Source organism: Citrobacter sp. Cy070 (assembly GCF_030332245.1).
GTDB lineage: Bacteria > Pseudomonadota > Gammaproteobacteria > Enterobacterales > Enterobacteriaceae > Citrobacter > Citrobacter youngae.
This window is the reverse complement of the sequence record NZ_JAOWIG010000089.1, coordinates 255,410-273,137: the sequence shown is the minus strand read 5'-3', so window position 1 is coordinate 273,137 and position 17,728 is coordinate 255,410. Positions and strand designations below refer to the sequence as shown.

At 52.1% G+C, this 17,728-nt stretch carries 15 protein-coding genes; all 15 read right to left on the bottom strand.

Features of this window, described 5'->3' with window-relative positions; all coding sequences use genetic code 11:
- Positions 1-84: 84 nt before the first annotated feature.
- The 15 genes from accA to pyrH all read right to left on the bottom strand — a co-directional run bounded on the left by accA (position 85) and on the right by pyrH (position 17,639).
- A complete protein-coding gene (accA, locus tag OGY19_RS21075) occupies positions 85-1,044 on the bottom strand; it encodes an acetyl-CoA carboxylase carboxyl transferase subunit alpha (protein ID WP_061067282.1) in 960 nt (319 codons plus the stop codon).
- Positions 1,045-1,056: 12 nt separating this feature from the next.
- The gene (gene dnaE, locus OGY19_RS21070) at positions 1,057-4,539 is read right to left on the bottom strand and encodes a DNA polymerase III subunit alpha (protein WP_115600947.1); all 3,483 of its coding nucleotides are present in this window, start codon (positions 4,537-4,539) and stop codon (positions 1,057-1,059) included.
- 24 nt (positions 4,540-4,563) lie between these two features.
- On the bottom strand, positions 4,564-5,160 hold the full coding sequence (gene rnhB, locus OGY19_RS21065) for a ribonuclease HII (RefSeq protein WP_101741416.1): 597 nt from the start codon (positions 5,158-5,160) through the stop codon (positions 4,564-4,566).
- Entirely contained in the window at positions 5,157-6,305 is a 1,149-nt protein-coding gene (gene lpxB, locus OGY19_RS21060) for a lipid-A-disaccharide synthase (RefSeq protein WP_061067280.1), read from the bottom strand. The genes rnhB and lpxB overlap by 4 nt, the downstream gene beginning before the upstream one ends.
- The gene (lpxA, locus tag OGY19_RS21055; protein WP_005132096.1) at positions 6,305-7,093 is read right to left on the bottom strand and encodes an acyl-ACP--UDP-N-acetylglucosamine O-acyltransferase; all 789 of its coding nucleotides are present in this window, start codon (positions 7,091-7,093) and stop codon (positions 6,305-6,307) included. Before lpxA ends, lpxB begins: the two co-directional genes overlap by 1 nt.
- A gap of 3 nt (positions 7,094-7,096) precedes the next feature.
- The gene (fabZ, locus tag OGY19_RS21050; protein WP_003018528.1) at positions 7,097-7,552 is read right to left on the bottom strand and encodes a 3-hydroxyacyl-ACP dehydratase FabZ; all 456 of its coding nucleotides are present in this window, start codon (positions 7,550-7,552) and stop codon (positions 7,097-7,099) included.
- 103 nt (positions 7,553-7,655) lie between these two features.
- Positions 7,656-8,681 carry a UDP-3-O-(3-hydroxymyristoyl)glucosamine N-acyltransferase gene (gene lpxD / locus OGY19_RS21045; protein ID WP_040230032.1) on the bottom strand — a complete coding sequence of 342 codons (1,026 nt, stop codon included), beginning with the start codon at positions 8,679-8,681 and terminating at the stop codon, positions 7,656-7,658.
- A gap of 3 nt (positions 8,682-8,684) precedes the next feature.
- Complete coding sequence (gene skp, locus OGY19_RS21040) at positions 8,685-9,170, bottom strand: molecular chaperone Skp (RefSeq protein WP_005132103.1); 486 nt, start codon at positions 9,168-9,170, stop codon at positions 8,685-8,687.
- Between the two features lie 122 nt (positions 9,171-9,292).
- Positions 9,293-11,713 carry an outer membrane protein assembly factor BamA gene (bamA, locus tag OGY19_RS21035; protein ID WP_061067279.1) on the bottom strand — a complete coding sequence of 807 codons (2,421 nt, stop codon included), beginning with the start codon at positions 11,711-11,713 and terminating at the stop codon, positions 9,293-9,295.
- A 29-nt stretch (positions 11,714-11,742) separates the two neighbouring features.
- A complete protein-coding gene (gene rseP, locus OGY19_RS21030) occupies positions 11,743-13,095 on the bottom strand; it encodes a sigma E protease regulator RseP (RefSeq protein WP_061067278.1) in 1,353 nt (450 codons plus the stop codon).
- Between the two features lie 11 nt (positions 13,096-13,106).
- Entirely contained in the window at positions 13,107-13,964 is an 858-nt protein-coding gene (gene cdsA / locus OGY19_RS21025; protein ID WP_048212646.1) for a phosphatidate cytidylyltransferase, read from the bottom strand.
- 12 nt (positions 13,965-13,976) lie between these two features.
- The gene (ispU, locus tag OGY19_RS21020; protein WP_040230029.1) at positions 13,977-14,735 is read right to left on the bottom strand and encodes a (2E,6E)-farnesyl-diphosphate-specific ditrans,polycis-undecaprenyl-diphosphate synthase; all 759 of its coding nucleotides are present in this window, start codon (positions 14,733-14,735) and stop codon (positions 13,977-13,979) included.
- A gap of 188 nt (positions 14,736-14,923) precedes the next feature.
- The gene (ispC, locus tag OGY19_RS21015) at positions 14,924-16,120 is read right to left on the bottom strand and encodes a 1-deoxy-D-xylulose-5-phosphate reductoisomerase (protein WP_048212647.1); all 1,197 of its coding nucleotides are present in this window, start codon (positions 16,118-16,120) and stop codon (positions 14,924-14,926) included.
- A 96-nt stretch (positions 16,121-16,216) separates the two neighbouring features.
- Positions 16,217-16,774: a ribosome recycling factor gene (frr, locus tag OGY19_RS21010; protein WP_005132113.1), complete on the bottom strand. Its 558-nt coding sequence runs from the start codon at positions 16,772-16,774 to the stop codon at positions 16,217-16,219.
- Positions 16,775-16,913: 139 nt separating this feature from the next.
- Positions 16,914-17,639, bottom strand: a complete 726-nt coding sequence (gene pyrH, locus OGY19_RS21005; RefSeq protein ID WP_005132114.1) for a UMP kinase — start codon at positions 17,637-17,639, stop codon at positions 16,914-16,916.
- Positions 17,640-17,728: the final 89 nt, after the last annotated feature.

Genomic DNA, 17,728 nt, shown 5'->3' with positions numbered 1-17,728 from the left:
AAACCTTAGTTAAGCATAGCCTGGTCAAACTGCAGGTAAAAAAAAGGGCCACAGCGTTGTGGCCCTTTTCAGAATTAATGCAGTTTACGCGTAACCATAGCTCATCAGACGCTGGTAACGACGGTTTTTCAAATCTTCTTTGCTTAACACGTCGAGATCGGCGAGATCGGCCAGCAGTTGTGCTTTCAGGGATGCCGCCATCACTTCCGGGTTACGATGGGCGCCGCCCAACGGTTCCGGGATGATAGAGTCAATCAGCTTCAGCTCTTTCAGACGCGGGGCGATGATGCCCATCGCTTCTGCGGCCAGCGGCGCTTTGTCGGCGCTTTTCCACAAAATGGAGGCGCAGCCTTCCGGAGAGATAACGGAATAGGTGCTGTACTGCAGCATATTCACTTTATCACCCACGCCGATCGCCAGCGCGCCGCCGGAGCCACCTTCACCGATAACGGTACAGATAACCGGCACGCTCAGACGCGACATTTCACGCAGGTTGCGCGCAATCGCTTCAGACTGGCCACGCTCTTCCGCGCCCACGCCCGGGTATGCCCCTGGGGTGTCGATGAAGGTAATGATCGGCATGTTGAAGCGCTCAGCCATTTCCATCAGACGCAGCGCTTTGCGATAGCCTTCCGGCGCTGGCATGCCGAAATTACGACGGATTTTTTCTTTGGTCTCACGGCCTTTCTGATGACCAATGATCATCACCGGACGGCCATCCAGACGCGCGATGCCGCCGACGATAGCTTTATCATCCGCATAGGCACGATCGCCCGCCAGCTCATCAAATTCATCAAATGCCAGGCGGACATAATCCAGGGTGTACGGACGCTGTGGATGGCGCGCCAGTTGGGCTACCTGCCATGCGCCAAGATCGGCGAAGATTTTACGCGTCAGTTCTACGCTTTTTTCACGCAGACGATGCACTTCTTCATCGATGTTAATATCCAGTTTCTCATCCTGACGGCTAACCGCAGTCAGAGAATCGATTTTTGCTTCCAGCTCTGCAATCGGCTGTTCAAAATCAAGGAAATTCAGACTCATAGTATTCCTGTATTAGTCAAACTCCAGTTCCACCTGCTCCGAACCAATAAGGCCACGGAGATCGTTTAGCAAACGATCGCTCGGAGAGACACGCCACGTTGCGCCAAAACGCAAACGCGCACGCGCATCCGCCCTCTGATAGTAGAGATGTACTGGAATTGTCCCCGAGCGGTGGGGTTCCAGAGACTGACGGAGTCGGTTTAAAAGCTGGTCATCAATTTGCCTGTCCGTCAGCGAGATAGCAAGCCCGCGAGCATATTTTTCCCGGGCTTCGTCAATATCCATGACTTCACGGGCCATCATTTTAAGCCCGCCGCTGAAGTCATCAAAGCTGACCTGTCCGCTGACGATAAGTATGCGGTCTTTTTCCAGCAATTGCTGGTATTTATCCAGAGCATCGGTAAATAACATCACTTCCAGACGCCCGGAACGGTCATCCAGTGTACAGATGCCGATACGATTGCCGCGCTTGGTGACCATTACCCGCGCAGCAATGACGAGCCCCGCAGCCGTGGTGACTTTACCACGTTCTGTCGGATGCATGTCTTTCAGCCTGTGGCCTCCAACATAGCGCTCAATTTCTTTTAAATACTGATTGATAGGATGTCCCGTCAGGTAAAGACCTAACGTTTCACGCTCACCGTCTAATACCACCTGCTCCGGCCACGGCGTACAGTTGGCATAAGACTGTTCAATTTGTTCCGGCTCTTCCGCCAGTACGCCAAACATATCAGCCTGACCAATTGCCTCGGCTTTCGCATGCTGATCGGCGGCTTTTAGGGCATCGCTGAGCGAGTTCATCAACGCCGCGCGATGCGGGCCAAGGCGGTCAAACGCCCCGGACATGATTAGCTTTTCCAGCACCCGGCGGTTGAGTTTTTTGATATCCGTACGCGCACAGAGATCAAACAGCTCGCGGAAGTAACCCCCTTCATTTCGCGCCTCAATAATAGCTTCAATTGGCCCTTCACCCACGCCTTTTATCGCGCCGATGCCGTAGACAATCTCGCCATCATCATTCACGTGAAAATGATAAAGCCCGGAGTTGATATCCGGCGGCAGGATTTTGAGCCCCATGCGCCAGCATTCATCCACCAGTCCGACGACTTTCTCTGTGTTATCCATATCGGCGGTCATTACCGCCGCCATAAACTCGGCAGGATAATGCGCCTTCAGCCACAGCGTCTGGTAAGAAACCAGCGCATAGGCAGCGGAGTGCGATTTGTTAAATCCGTAACCGGCGAATTTCTCCACCAGGTCAAAGATTTTCATCGCCAGTTCGCCGTCGACGCCGCGCTTTTTCGCCCCTTCTTCAAAGGTGCCGCGCTGCTTGGCCATCTCTTCCGGCTTTTTCTTACCCATCGCACGACGCAGCATATCCGCGCCGCCAAGGGTGTATCCGGACAGCTCCTGGGCAATCTGCATAACCTGTTCCTGATACAGGATAATGCCGTAGGTCGGCTCCAGTACCGGTTTCAGACACTCATGCTGCCATTGTACGTCCGGGTAGGAAATCTCTTCACGGCCATGCTTACGGTCGATAAAGTTATCTACCATCCCCGACTGTAGCGGACCCGGTCGGAACAGGGCCACCAGGGCTATCATATCTTCGAAGCAGTCAGGTTGCAGTCGCTTGATAAGATCTTTCATGCCGCGGGATTCAAGCTGGAAGACGGCTGTTGTCTCCGAGCGTTGCAGCATGTCGAAGCTTTTCTTGTCGTCCAGCGGAATCGCAGCGATATCCAGCGGCGGTTCGCCGTTCTTCTCACGGCGCGCGTTGATCATCTCAAGCGCCCAGTTAATGATGGTGAGCGTACGCAGACCGAGGAAGTCGAATTTCACCAGACCGGCGTATTCCACGTCGTTCTTATCAAACTGGGTAACCGGGTGCAGCCCCTGCTCATCGCAGTACAGCGGCGCAAAATCGGTAATTTTGGTCGGTGCGATAACCACGCCACCGGCGTGCTTACCCGCGTTACGCGTGACACCTTCCAGCTTGCGCGCCATATCAATAAGCGCTCTAACCTCTTCATCTGCCTCATAGATTTCCGGCAGTTGAGGTTCGGCTTCAAAGGCTTTAGCCAGCGTCATGCCCGGATCGGGCGGCACCAGTTTCGAAATACGGTCAACAAAGCCATACGGGTGACCCAGTACGCGGCCCACGTCGCGGATAACCGCTTTTGCCGCCATCGTACCGAAGGTAATAATCTGCGAAACCGCATCACGACCGTACATTTCCGCCACGTGTTCAATGACCTGGTCACGTTTCTCCATACAGAAGTCAACGTCGAAGTCAGGCATTGAGACACGTTCCGGGTTCAGGAAACGTTCGAACAGCAGGTCAAATTCCAGCGGGTCGAGATCGGTAATTTTCAGCGCGTAGGCCACCAGCGAGCCTGCACCGGAACCACGTCCAGGGCCTACCGGTACACCGTTATCTTTCGACCACTGGATAAATTCCATTACGATCAGGAAGTAACCCGGGAAGCCCATCTGGTTGATAACTTTAAGTTCAACTTCCAGACGTTCATCATAAGGCGGGCGCTTCTGCGTGCGAACTTCAGGATCGGGGAACAAAAACTCCAGACGTTCTTCCAGGCCTTCACGCGATTTCGCGACGAGGAAATCCTCGGTGGTCATGTCGCCAGTCGGGAACTGCGGCAGGAAGTATTCACCCAGGCGCACCGTCACGTTGCAGCGTTTAGCTATCTCGACGGTGTTTTGCAGTGCTTCCGGAATATCGGAGAACAGCTCGCACATCTCATCTTCGCTGCGCATGTACTGCTGCGGCGAATAGTTACGCGGGCGTTTGGGATCATCAAGGGTGAACCCGTCGTGGATTGCTACGCGGATTTCATGCGCGTCAAAGTCACCGGTTTCAAGGAAGCGAACATCGTTGGTCGCGACCACCGGCAGGCCGCGTGTTTCGGCCAGCGCTACTGCAGCATGCAGGTAATTTTCTTCATCCTGTCGACCGGTACGGATCAGCTCAAGGAAGTAGCAATCAGGGAAATGCTCTTCATAAAACGCCACGCACTCGTCGACCAGTGCGTTGTTCCCACGCAACAGGCTGCGTCCGACGTCACCCATACGACCGCCGGAGAGCAAAATCAAACCTTCTTTTAACTCGACCAACCAGTCTCTGTCGATCACCGGCCCTTCTGCGCCATAGCCGCGCTGATAGGCTTTTGATATCAACAACGTCAGGTTCTGGTAGCCCGTATTATTAGCAGCCAGTACAGTCAGTTGCGTGAGTTCATCACCCAATAGTTCGCTACGGACATGAAAATCTGCGCCAACAATCGGCTTAATACCTGCGCCATGACCCGCTCCGTAAAACTTCACCAGACCACACAGGTTGGTAAAATCGGTGATCGCCAGCGCAGGCATGCCCAACGCGGCCGCCTTTTTCACCAGCGGCCCGGTTTTCGCCAGCCCATCGATCATGGAGTAGTCGCTGTGCACCCGCAGGTGGACGAAACGAGGTTCAGACATCTTCAGATTCCTTCGACACAAGAATCAGGACGTGAGTCCCAGTGCGCGTTTGACGGGGCCAAAACTACGGCGATGGTGCTCTGTTGCGCCATGCAGTGCCAACTTTTCCAGATGAAAAGCGGTCGGATAACCTTTGTGCTGTGCAAAGCCATACTGCGGGAAAACCGTATCCAGGGCCGCCATTTCAGCGTCACGGGTGACTTTTGCCAGTATCGACGCAGCGCTAATCTCCGCCACGCGGCTATCACCTTTGACCACCGCCATCGACGGTACCGGTAATGCCGGGCAACGATTGCCGTCAATCAGCACGTATTCGGGCGCAATATGCAGACCCGCAACCGCACGCTGCATCGCCAGCATGGTGGCATGCAAAATGTTCAGCTCGTCGATTTCATGCGGTTCCGCACGACCCAAACTCCAGCTTAACGCTTTTTCTTTGATTTCATCGTAAAGTGACAGACGACGCTTTTCCGACAGTTTTTTTGAGTCGTTCAGACCAATAATAGGACGAGCCGGATCCAGAATGACCGCGGCAGTCACTACCGCGCCAACCAATGGACCACGTCCAACTTCATCCACACCCGCTACCAAATGCGTATGTGGATAAACAAATTCAATCATTGTGCTAACTCCAGGACTGCATCCGCCGCCTGCTCATCCGCATTGCAACGGATCTGCTGGTGCAATTCGCGGAACGTGTCGTGCATCGCATGGCTGGTTTTACCGTTCGCCAACAGAGGCAGCAACGCGTGCGCCAGCGCCTGCGGCTCACATTCATCCTGCAACAGCTCTTTAACCAGTTCTCTTCCCGCCAGCAGGTTAGGTAGCGAAACGTAATCAGTCTTCACCAGACGTTTTGCCAACCAGAAAGTGAAAGGTTTCATACGGTAGCCAACCACCATCGGGCATTTCGCCAGCATACATTCCAGTGCAGCCGTGCCAGAGGCCAACAGCGCAGCATCACTGGCGACCATTGCTTCGCGTCCCATTCCATTGAGCATATGCACGGAAAGTTCCGGGGCAACCTCAGCCTTGATACGTTCAAATTGCTCGCGCCGTTTGGCATTGACCAACGGCACGACGACTTCGAGATCCGGATAATGCTGACGTAATAGCTGCGCCGTTTTCAGAAAATCGGCGCTGAGCATCTCCACTTCTGCACCGCGACTCCCAGGCAAAAGCGCCAGGCAGTGAGCATCATGAGGAATGCCTAACACATCACGCGCTGCGTTTTTATCCGGATCCAGCGGCATAGCATCCGCCATAGTGTGGCCGATGAAGCGGCACGGGACGTTAAATTTGTCATAAAACGCTTTTTCGAAAGGCAGAAAGGCCAGCACCATATTGGTGGATCTGCCTATTTTGAAAACGCGTTTCTGTCGCCAGGCCCACACAGAAGGACTGACGTAATGAATAGTTTTTATGCCCTGCGATTTCAGGTTGCCTTCGAGGGTAATGTTGAAATCAGGCGCATCAATCCCGACGAAAACATCCGGCTTAAGGTCGGTGAATCGGCGAGTGAGATCGGCACGGATATGCAGTAAACGGCGCAGGCGCCCGAGCACTTCTACAATGCCCATTACTGCCAGTTCTTCCATTTCGTACCAGGCTTCACAACCTTCCGCCTGCATCAATGGACCCGCAACGCCAACAAACCGCGCATTGGGAACACGGGCCTTGAGTGCACGAATTAAACCGGCACCAAGAATATCGCCGGAGGTTTCTCCGGCGACAAGGGCAATCGTTAAAGGACGCTGCTCAGTCATTAACGAATCAGACCACGCGTTGAGCGTTCAAAGAAGTCACTAAAAGCCTGAACATCGGGGTACTGCTTCGCCAGTTCGGCGATTTCCGGTTTCACTTCCTCAAGCGTTTTACCGCTGCGGTACAGCGCTTTATAGGCGTTGCGGATCGCAGTAATGGCTTCACGGGTGAAGCCGCGACGCTTCAGACCTTCGATATTGACGCCAAACGGCGTCGCGTGGTTACCCTGGGCGATAACGTATGGCGGGACGTCCTGGGCTACGCCAGAGCAGCCACCCACCATCACGTGTGCACCAATAATGCAGAACTGATGCACCGCGGTCATGCCGCCGATGATAACAAAATCATCAAGCGAAACATGTCCGGCAAGTGTCGCGTTATTCGCCAGAATGCAACGGTTACCTACCGTACAATCATGCGCAACGTGTGCGTTAATCATCAGTAAGTTATCGCTGCCCACCTTCGTCAACCCACCGCCTTGCACTGTGCCACGATGAATGGTGACGCTTTCGCGAATGCGGTTGCGATCGCCAATTTCCACACGGGTCGGTTCACCAGCATATTTCAGGTCCTGGTTCACTTCACCGATGGAGGCAAACTGATAAATCTCGTTATCGCGACCAATTTTTGTATGGCCATTCACGACAACGTGAGACTTCAGTACGGTACCCTCACCAATTTCAACATGGGGTCCAACAATACAAAATGGGCCAATGTGAGCATTAGCGCCAATGCTGGCGCCGTCTTCGACAATGGCTGTTGGGTGAATAAAGGCGGATTTATCAATCACGTATCAGGCCTCCCGGCTACGGGCACACATCATCGTTGCTTCGCACACAACTTTACCGTCGACCAGTGCAACCCCTTTGAAACGGGTCAGGCCGCGGCGCGTTTTCTCGAAAGTCACTTCCATGATCATCTGATCGCCAGGCACGACGGGACGCTTAAAGCGTGCTTCATCAATACCAGCGAAATAATACAGTTCGCCCGGTTCCAGTTTTCCTACGCTTTTAAACGCCAGAATACCCGTGGCCTGCGCCATCGCTTCCAGAATCAACACGCCAGGAAAAATCGGTTTACCCGGGAAGTGGCCCTGAAAGAAAGGCTCGTTAACGGATACATTTTTCACTGCGCGCAGAAAACGACCTTCTTCAAAATCCAGCACGCGGTCTACCAGTAAAAACGGAAAACGGTGCGGCAGAAGTTCTAAAATCTCTTCAATATGCAGAGTATGAGTGTTAGTAGTCAAAATACTCTTCCTGTCAAAATATACTAAAAGGCAATAATAACACGGCCTGTCGCAATCGTATGAATGGGACAGGCCGAAAAGTCAGACATGCAAAGACGGTGCTTTAGTCTTGTTGATTAACCTTGCGCTCAATCGCTTTGAGGCGCTTGCTCATATCATCAATGTTCATCACCAGTGCAGCTGTTTTACGCCATACCTTGTTGGGTTGTAGCGGAATGCCTGAGGAGTAGACGCCCGGTTCAGTGATAGGACGCATCACCATCCCCATGCCAGTTACCGTGACTTTGTCGCATATTTCCATATGCCCATTAATCACGCTGGCGCCGCCAATCATGCAGTAACGGCCAATCTTCAGGCTACCCGCCATAATGACGCCACCGGCTACAGCCGTATTGTCGCCAATCACGACGTTATGCGCAATCTGGCACTGGTTATCAATGATAACACCATTACCGATCACGGTATCGTCCAGCGCACCACGGTCAATGGTGGTACATGCGCCAATCTCAACACGATCGCCAATAATCACGCGACCAAGCTGCGGGATCTTCACCCAGTTACCGCGATCGTTCGCGTAACCAAATCCGTCGGATCCGACAACGGTGCTGGACTGGATCAGGCAATTTTCACCGATCTGAATGTCGTGGTAAATCGTCACATTCGCCCACAAGCGTGAACCTGCGCCGATTTTTGTGTTTTTTCCAACGAAGCAACCTGCGCCGATAACCACGTTATCGCCCAGTTCTACGCCAGACTCAATGACCGCATTCGCGCCCACAGAAACATTGTTACCCAACTTCGCCGTCGCATCGATTACTGCACTCGGTGCAATGTTTTGCGCAGGCTGAGGCGTGGTATCTAAAATTTGCGCCATTCGTGCATAGGTCAGGTAGGGATTCTTCACTACCAGCACAGCACTCTTAGCAAATGGAAGGGAGTCCTGCGTCATCACAACGGCAGAAGCCTGGCATGCACTCAGGTGCTCACGGTACTTTGGATTCACCATGAACGTGATATTGCCAGTTTGCGCAGATTGCATGGACGCTACGCCGGTGATGACGATATCGCCATCACCGTGTAATTCTGCATCCAACTGCTCTGCTAAATCAGCCAGTCGAATTGAAGGCATTACTTATTTAACCTGTTTCAGTACGTCAGCGGTGATGTCTTTTACATCGCTGCTGTTGTATGCAACGGTGTTCGCGTCAACAACCAGATCGATGCTCTGGCTGCTCGCAACAGATTTCACAGCTGTCTGGATACGATTAACCAGCTTGCCGCGTTCTTCGTTAGAACGACGTTGACGATCCTGCTCGAAAGCCTGCGCTTTCTGAGAGAAAGTCTGGCGCTGAGCCATTACGTCTTTTTCCAGCTTGGTACGGTCGCTGCCTGCTTTCATTGATTGCAGACGCTGCATTTTAGATTGCAGGTCGGATTCCATACGCTGCAGTTCGCTGGCGCGGCCTTTGAACTCATTTTCCAGCGTAGTAGAAACACCCGTCTTCTGTGCAACCTGTTGGAACAGGCTACCCATGTTGACGATTGCAATTTTGTCAGCAGCCTGTGCGGACGTTGCCATCGCTAAACCGAGACCTGCAGCTAATAACCACTTTTTCACAATTAACTCCTTACCATCCCATTTGCACCCGAAGGTGCAGTTCTTTGCGTGGCCAGGCGATCCCATGCAAGATCGCCTAAAGTCAGCGCTACACTACCACTACATTCCTTTGCGAAGAACAATTACCAGGTTTTACCAATGTTAAACTGGAACTGTTCCGCTTTGTCTCCATCGTACTTCTTGAACGGTTGGGCGTAGGAGAAAACCAACGGCCCCAATGGGGACATCCATTGTAACGCGATACCCGCAGACATACGGATATTATTCGGATCGCTGTAGTCTGGCACGCCAACTGCACGGGTGTCAGCGGTATTCTGCCAGTTCGTATCCCACACGGTACCCATATCCCAGAAGAAGGAAGTACGGACCGAGTTAGCATATTTATCGCTGATAAACGGCGTAGGTGTGATAAATTCCAGGCTCGCTACAGCCATGGCGTTACCGCCGACTGCATCGTCTGATTGACAAGGTTTATTGTCAGTTCTCGAGCACTCTTCATAGTTACTCGAATTGGAATCCGATTTAGCACCTGGCAAATAGACTGCTTTTGGACCAATGGTGTTTGACTGGAAGCCACGTACAGTGCTGGAACCACCCGCGTAGAAGTTCTCATAGAACGGCATCTCTTTGCCGCCAATGCCATCACCATAACCCAGCTTGGTGCGTCCCAAAACCACCCATTTGTGGTCGTCATCGATCGGCACATAGGTCGCCGTATCCAACGTCGCTTTATAGTATTCGTTATCAGAACCCGGGATGGTCACTTTACCGTTCAGGTTGACACGCGTACCTTCCGTAGGGAAATACCCACGGTCCAGCTTGTTGTAGGTCCAACCGTAGTTGAAGGTGAAATCATCCGCGGCAAAGCTGTTGGTATTGTCTTCACCCATGGATTCAAGATAACGATCCATCGCAATCTGCGGCTGCATGTTGGACAGTTTGTTATGTACATAACCCAGGCCTGCACGCAACGTGTTGTATTCGTTGACCGGGAAGCCCAGCGTTACGTCCGTACCATAGCTTTTGTTGGTATAGTCGGACAGATCTGCATCATCCGCCTGGAAGTCGTTATAGAAGACACGGCCACCGAGACTCACACCATCGACGGTGAAGTACGGGTTGGTGACAGACAGCTCAGTATAGGTCTGATAGTCGTTTTTGGTGCCGCTAATCCCGACGGAATAACCGGTACCTAACCAGTTATCCTGCTGAACGCCCGCCTGGAAGCTCACGCCACTTTCAGTGCCGTAACCCACACCGAAGTTAAAGCTACCGGTGTTGCGCTCTTTCACCTTATAAACCACATCAACCTGATCAGGACTGCCCGGAACACGTTGAGTATCGGTATCGACAGTTTCAAAGTAACCCAGACGGTTCAGACGCTCTTTACCCTGGTCAACCAGATCGCTGCCCAACCAGGCACCTTCCATCTGGCGCATTTCGCGACGCAGCACGGAATCTTTCGAGGTGTCGTTACCTTCAAAACGGATCTTACGCACATAGAAACGGTTACCCGCATCCACGTTTACACGCAATTTAACGGTTTTGTCTGCATCGTTGATTTCAGGCTGCGACTGTACACGCGGGTAGGCATAACCATAGCGTCCCAGTAGCTTCTTGATATCATCTTCCATTTTGGTCACTTTAGTGCCGTTATAGAGTTCACCCGGTTCGATTTTCGTCAGGGTCTCAATTTCGGCAGAGTGCCCGGCCAGATTACCACTCACCTGGACCCCAGAAAGCTTGTACTGCTCGCCTTCTGTGATGTTAACGGTGATGTAGATACCTTTTTTATCCGGCGTCAGGCTAACCTGCGTGGAATCGATATTGAAGCGAGCATAACCGCGATCCAGATAGTAGCTGCGCAGGGTTTCAAGGTCTCCCGCCAGTTTCTGTTTCTGGTATTTACGATCGCCCACCACGTTCCACCACGGTACTTCATCGCGCAGTTGGAAGTGAGAGATAAGCTCGTCGGTTGTGAAGGCATGGTTGCCGACGATATTGATCTGTTGGATCTTCGCCGAAACGCCTTCCTGGAAGACCAGTTTGAGGTCAACGCGGTTACGCGGCAACGGCGTGACCACTGCTTTCACACTGGCGCTGTATTTACCGACGCTATAGTAGAAATCTTCCAGACCTTTTTCGATATCGGCAAGCGTTGTGCGATCCAGAGACTCGCCAACACGTACGCCAGACGCCTCGAGGTTTTGCTTCAGCATGTCATCTTTCACCGATTTGTTACCGGAGAAAGTGATGCTGGCAATCGTCGGACGTTCTTTTACCTGAACCAGAAGGGTATCACCATCGCGCAGGACGCGGACATCCTCAAAGTTACCGGTGGCGAACAGAGCACGAATGGTATTACTGATATCTTCATCATTAACCGTGTCGCCTGTGCGCACCGGCATACTGAGGAGAGCCGCACCAACGGCGACTCGCTGTAGGCCTTCGAAATGAATGTCCTTCACTACGAACCCTTCAGCACCGTATACGGTGGCGCTGCTAAACAGCAGCGACGCTATGAGCAACTTTTTCATCGCCATCGTTATTATGCGTTCTTCCTAACACTCTCTTACAACCGAGAGAAATCATTGAAAAGTGCAAGCCCCATTAACAACACCAGCAAGATAGAGCCAATGCGATAACTAAAGTCTTGAACCCGCTCGGATACCGGACCGCCCTTCAGCTTTTCAATCGCCAGGAACAGCAGATGCCCCCCGTCAAGAACGGGCAACGGAAACAGGTTGATTATCCCTAAGTTCACGCTGATAAGCGCAAGGAACATCAGGTAATAAATAACCCCGAACTCCGCTGACATCCCAGCCCCCTGGGCGATAGAAATCGGCCCACTGAGGTTGTTCAGTTTTACATCACCGGTAATCAATTTTCCCAGCATACTGACCGTTAGCTTCATCAACTGCCACGTTTTATCCGAGGCTTCGAGGATGGCGCTGAATGGCCCATACTGGCGTACAGTCTTATACTCATCAGGCAGAGGAATAACTTTAGGCACCACGCCCGCAAAACCTTCTGCCTTCCCGTTAACCTCTTTTGAATCTGGGGTTAACGTTAAAGACAAGGAACTTCCTTGTCTTTCAATATCTAGCGCTAACGGCTTATCCGGATTATCGCGCACCAACGTCACGAACGTCATCCATTGCGTCAGCGGCTGACCATTGACTTTAACGATCCTGTCGCCAGCTTGCAAACCCGCCTTACTTGCCGCGGAGTTTACCTGCACTTCTGACAGCACAGGTTCAATCTGCGGACCACGAGGACGAATGCCCAAACTCGTGACGGGGTCCTGTTTGTCTGGCTCAAATGCCCATTGGCGCAAATCCAGCGTTTTATCCTGTCGCTGGTTACTACCAAACGGTGCCACGCTGAGGATAGTCTGCTCATCACCAATTTTGGCTACCAGCTGCAATCGGACGGTATCCCAATCAGGGGTTTCGATACCATCAACCGCTTTTAGTTCCGTACCTGGCTGAATTTGCGCCTGGGCAGCAATCGAGTTGGGTGTTATTTCACCAACAACCGGACGAACGCCAGGGACACCGATGATAAACACCAGCCAGTAGGCAAAAATAGCGAAGAGGAAATTTGCAATCGGGCCTGCAGCGATAATGGCCGCGCGCTGCCCAACTGTTTTATTGTTGAAAGCATAGTGGCGCAGCTCCGGTACAACGGGCTCAGCGCGCTCATCCAGCATTTTGACGTAACCGCCGAGGGGAATTAAGGCGATCACGTATTCCGTACCCTGTTTATCGGTACGGCGCCAAAGCGCTTTTCCAAAGCCAATGGAAAAGCGCTCGACGCGGACTCCGCAGCGCCGTGCAACCCAGAAATGACCAAATTCATGCACGGTGATAAGTACACCAAGTGCAACGATGAATGCAGCCAGATTCCAGAGAATACTCAGCATAAGACCATCCGTTAGAGCGTCCTGAATACCAGTAACAACAGGCAAGCAAAGACCGGCACCGCAGCCGTCAGGCTGTCAATACGATCCAGAATACCACCGTGTCCTGGGATTAAGTGACCACTGTCCTTAATACCTGCTTCACGCTTAAACATACTCTCGGTCAGGTCACCCAGCACGGAGGCCAGGGCTGCAACGATGGAGCAAATGAGCAAGGTGACAGGCGCAACTTCAAGATTCGCCCACATACCATAACCCCACGAGATTACAGCTGCAGTGGCAAGTCCGCCAATAAAACCCTGCCAGGTTTTACCAGGAGAAACCTTCGGCGCCAGTTTATGTTTGCCAAACATCTTACCAAACATATAGGCACCAGAGTCCGCTCCCCAAACGAGGATCATGACATAGAGCAGCCATAGCGCGCCACTATAATGATTCTCATCATAGTGCCAGGCACGTAGCGCCAGCATTCCCCAAAAGAAAGGAACAATGGTTAACACGCCGAAAATTATGCGTAATGTTTTGGAATTACGCCAGACCGAGGCTGAACCGGGGTAAAACAACACCAGTAATAGCGCCACGGCCCACCAGCCCAGCGACGCCCAAAGCGACACTTCAACCAGCGGTTGGTGAATATTATGATGATACTCAGGCAGCAAAAACAGCATCAGTGCCAGCAATAGCCCGCACAAAACCGCCAACCAAACTCGCTGTGTACGCGTGGCAAAACCGCTTAACTGTCCCCATTCCCAGGCGGCCAGCATACAGACGACCAGCGTAACAATGGCGAACCCCACCGGCGGCAACAAAAACAACGCCGCGATGACAACGGGTATTAAAACAAAAGCAGAAATCAGGCGATACTTCAGCAAAAGCGACCCCCATCAGGCTTTTTCATCACCGGGCTCGGTGCCGCCGAAACGACGCTCACGATTAGCAAAGGCATGTAGCGCACCTTCAAAGTCTTGTTCATCGAAATCGGGCCAGAGAACATCCGTAAAGTAAAGTTCGGCATAGGCAATTTGCCACAACAAAAAATTACTAATTCGATGCTCTCCCCCAGTCCTTATCACTAAATCCACAGGAGCCAGCTCATGCATACACACTTGCTGACCAAGCATCTCTTCATCAATTTGCTCTGGACGCAACAGACCTTCCTGCACCTGTTGTGCCAGTTGCCTGACGCCCTGGACAATATCCCACCGTCCACCGTAATTCGCGGCAATATTCAGCGTTAACCCGGTATTCTGGGCGGTAAGCGCTTCCGACTTGCGAATCCGTTCTTGCAAACGTGTGTTAAATCGACTGATATCCCCAATAATACGCAGACGCACGTTATGGCGGTGCAGGTTTTTCACTTCGCTATCAAGTGCCCACACAAACAATTCCATTAACGCACTGACTTCCTGCGCTGGTCGGTTCCAGTTCTCACTGCTAAAGGCATACAGCGTTAACGCGTCAATACCGTTATTGGCAGCAAAAGAGACAGCCCGGCGGACGGATTTTGCTCCGGCCTTATGCCCAAAGGCGCGGATCTTCCCTTGCTTTTTCGCCCAGCGGCCATTGCCATCCATGATAATTGCGACATGGCGACAACCATGTGCTGGCAAGTTCTCGCTTAATGGTTTAGTTGCAGACAACATAACGCGTTTTTAGTCCCTGAAAGGATTATACGGTACTCAGGAATACTGAAGCCTATCCACAAAAAAGCCGTGTCAAACCACGGCTTACCCGATCGAAAAAAAGCAAATACCTGCGATCAGGTGGCGCAGACTATATCACTGAAGCCCAACGCTAACAAATAGCACGATCCCTCACAGAGTGATTATCATCAGCTTGAGAGTCGTGTCACTTGTTTTGTCGCGACGTCTCTGGCGATGGCATCGACCCTCAGCACATCTTCAACGCTCTGCGGTTCCTGCAAATCCATCCTATCCAGTACGGACAAATTGAGATCGGCGATATCCGTAAATCGAATCTGCTGCGCCAAAAATGCAGCAACGGTAATCTCATTTGCGGCGTTCAGCGCAGTTGTCGCAGCCTGTCCTTGCTCAAACGCGTCCATCGCCAGTTTCAGGCACGGATAACGCTGATAATCAGGTGCGGAAAACGTCAACGCACTGAGTTTGCAAAAATCGACAGGCTTAACCCCAGAGCTCACACGTTCCGGCCATGCCATCGTATGGGCGATAGGCGTGCGCATATCAGGCTCACCCAACTGGGCCAGGACGCTACCATCCTGATAACGGACCATCGAGTGAATAACCGACTGTGGATGGATCAGCACTTCCATCTGGCTTGCACTGGCATTAAACAACCAACGCGCTTCAATGTATTCCAGACCTTTATTCATCATGGTGGCGGAATCGACGGAGATTTTTCGTCCCATCGACCAATTCGGATGACGACATGCCTGATCGGGAGTCATTAGAGCCAGATCGGGCAATGGCGTTTCACGGAAAGGGCCACCAGACCCGGTAAGCAAAACAGACACAACGCCGTTTTGCTCAAGGTCAGCGTATCCCAGATTGTGTTGGATAGGTTGCGGTAAACTCTGAAAAATCGCGTTATGTTCGCTATCTACCGGCAAAAGCTGCGCTTTATGCCGTTTCACGTCGTCCATAAACAGACGTCCGCAGGTTACCAGAGACTCTTTATTCGCCAGCAAAATGTTTTTGCCTGCGCGGATTGCCGCAAGCGTTGGCAACAAACCTGCCGCGCCAACTATCGCCGCCATGACCTGATCGACATCATCCAGCGCGGCCATATCACAGGCCGCCTGCTGCCCGCACATAACCTCGGTGCGACTTCCATGATCCCGCAATGCGGATTTCACCAGCGCTGCACTTTTTTCGTCATCCATCACCGCGTAGCGGGGGGAAAACTCAAGGCATTGCTCCACCATACGGGCGACATTTTTACCCGCTACCAACGCAGCAACACGAAATTTATCCGGGTTATGGCGTACTACATCGAGCGTACTGCAACCAATAGAGCCGGTTGAGCCCAGGATGGTTAATTGCTTCATGAGACATCCAGAAGAATTGAGACAGGATAAAAAAGCAAAACGCCGCTATCCAGCCTTCTCAGGCCTTCTAAGCGGCGTTTTTAGCGTACAGGCGAATCAGAACTGCATCAGTTCCGCTTCTTTCTCTGCCAGCGCCGCATCAACTTTCTTGATTGCAGCATCGGTCAGTTTCTGTACGTCGTCCTGAGAACGGCGATCGTCATCTTCGCTGATCTCTTTATCTTTCAGCAGCGCTTTCACTTTGTCGTTGGCGTCACGGCGTACGTTACGCACAGCAACACGCGCGCCTTCAGCTTCACCACGTACGATCTTGGTCAGATCTTTACGACGTTCTTCGGTCAGCGGTGGCAGCGGAACGCGGATGTCAGAACCCGCTGAGCTTGGGTTCAGACCGAGGTCAGAAGCCATAATCGCTTTCTCAACAGCCGGACCCATAGAACGGTCAAACACGTTGATTTTCAAGGTACGGGAATCTTCAACCGTTACGCTTGCCAGCTGGCGCAGCGGAGTCGGCGTGCCGTAATATTCTACGATAATGCCATCCAGCAGGCTGGGAGAAGCACGACCCGTGCGAATTTTGCTGATTTGATTTTTGAATGCTTCGACGCATTTGTCCATGCGTACTTCAGCATCTTTTCTGATATCGTTGATCACGTTACGAATCCTTGAAAGCTTGTTTCAGTCAGACCATACCCACCACGCAAGATGTGACAAGTATAGTCTTGATTAATTTTGAGGGACGTATCCCGCGACATTAAAGCGGAATATTACCTGCATTTAGCCGCAACGGGAATTATTCCGTGATTAACGTGCCTTCTTTTTCACCCATCACAACGCGGCGCAACGCACCCGGTTTGTTCATGTTGAAGACACGAATCGGTAATTTGTGGTCACGAGCCAGCGTGAACGCAGCCAGATCCATCACTTTCAGTTCTTTATCCAGTACTTCAGCATAGGTCAACTGTTCGTACATGGTTGCTGTTGGATCTTTAGCTGGATCGGCGGTAAACACACCATCAACTTTAGTGGCTTTCAGAACCACATCCGCTTCAATTTCAATACCACGCAGGCAGGCTGCGGAGTCAGTGGTGAAGAACGGGTTGCCTGTACCAGCGGACAAAATAACTACGCGGTTGTTACGCAACAGGCTGATCGCTTCCGCCCAGCTGTAGTTATCACACACGCCGTTCAGAGGGATAGCGGACATCAGGCGAGCGTTCACATAGGCGCGGTGAAGCGCATCGCGCATCGCCAGACCGTTCATTACGGTGGCTAACATGCCCATGTGGTCGCCCACGACGCGGTTCATCCCTGCTTTCGCCAGACCAGCACCACGGAACAGGTTACCACCACCGATCACTACGCCAACCTGGATTCCCAGCTCGACCAGCTCTTTGATTTCCTGAGCCATACGGTCAAGTATGCTTGCATCAATACCGAAGCCCTCTGAACCTTGCAGAGCTTCGCCACTTAACTTAAGCAGAATACGTTTGTAGACGGGTTTTGCATTGGTAGCCATGTTTCTTTCCTGAGACTGTCAACGAATGAGATGAGTTAATTCCAGCGACATTGTATGTCGCTTTTCAGCCCTGCCACTATAGCGCTTAG